Origin of the sequence: Ureaplasma zalophigenitalium, assembly GCF_025780055.1 — a bacterium.
Classification (GTDB): Bacteria; Bacillota_I; Bacilli_A; order Mycoplasmatales; family Mycoplasmoidaceae; genus Ureaplasma; species Ureaplasma zalophigenitalium.
In genome coordinates this window covers 1-1,239 of sequence record NZ_JAOXHJ010000017.1, presented here as the reverse complement: position 1 = coordinate 1,239, position 1,239 = coordinate 1, and the positions used below count along the sequence as shown (strand labels likewise).

Genomic DNA, 1,239 nt, shown 5'->3' with positions numbered 1-1,239 from the left:
TTATCCAAAAAGAAAAAAATCGCCATATCCAGCGCGATCATAGGGACCATTTTTTCTGCAGCTACTGTAATCGCTGCAACGCAATGAAGATGATCAAAACACCATGCATATGCAGAAGCGTTGCAAGCAGAACAAAATTCTCTAAAAAATATACTGATAAAACTAAACTCACTAAATGTAAACAATTTAGTCACAACCGAAGGGCAACAAATTTATAGTGATGTTAATAACTTTTTTGCTCAAGCAAATCAGGACGAACAAGAAGCAAAACGTTTATATTTTAAAATTGTGGACTTCAAGAAAAAGCAAAAGGATAAATTACCAATTATTGATCGCATTAGTAAATTCGTAGATAATCAATATAAAAATTTAAACAAAGAAAAACAAAATAAATTTAATAACGGAATTCCAAAATTATTAAAACAATTGTTTGACGACAAAACTGATATATCTTTAGTTAGTAAAGAAATTGATCAATTCATTAACAATTTAATTAAACCAACAGATGATTCTACAAAAAAAGAAAATGAAATTACTCGCGAATACTTAGATACTTTAATCGCTCTAACTAATTTAATTAATAGTAATGAAAACTTATTAAATAACCTTCCTAATGGTGAAGATTATAGAGGATTAGAACAAAATATAAGTGAATCATTAAGCGTTCTAAAAAAAGTTCCAAATAATTCACAAATAGCAGATTTAACAAAAATAGTTCAAGAGCATCAAGCAAAATTAAAAATAAACAATCAAAAAAAAGCAGATTTAGATGAAAAGTTAGCAACAGCTATTGCTAGTTTAAAAGAACAAATCAAAATTGCTAATACTGAGTTTGACAACGAAAAAAACAAACATAAAGATAAAACGGATTTAAGTCAAAAACTACGAGATTCGTATGGTTTTTTAATCAATACTAACAATCAAGACGCAAGCCAACTAGAGACACAAGCAATCACTTTAAAAAAAGCAATTGCTGATTTAAAAAAACAAAAACCTGTTCATCCAGGTTCAACTTTAAAAGATCTAATCTCTGATCAGCTTGATAAATTAATCAATAGTGCACAATCTGTAGTTGCAGCAAATGAGACTGCTGGTTTAACTAATGAAATATTAAAATCACAATTGCAAAAAGCCCAAGAAGCAAAAAATAACATTGATAATCAAAAACCTGAACAATTAAAAAAAGTTATTCAGGAATTAGCTAATGCTTTAACAGATGCTAATAATCAGTTGAATGAG

1 protein-coding gene is annotated in these 1,239 nt (G+C 28.2%); it reads left to right on the top strand.

Annotation, left to right across the window (positions count from 1 at the left end; all coding sequences use genetic code 4):
* On the top strand, positions 1 to 1,239 hold a 1,239-nt coding region (locus OF365_RS03150), incomplete at both ends, for a hypothetical protein (RefSeq protein ID WP_263818164.1).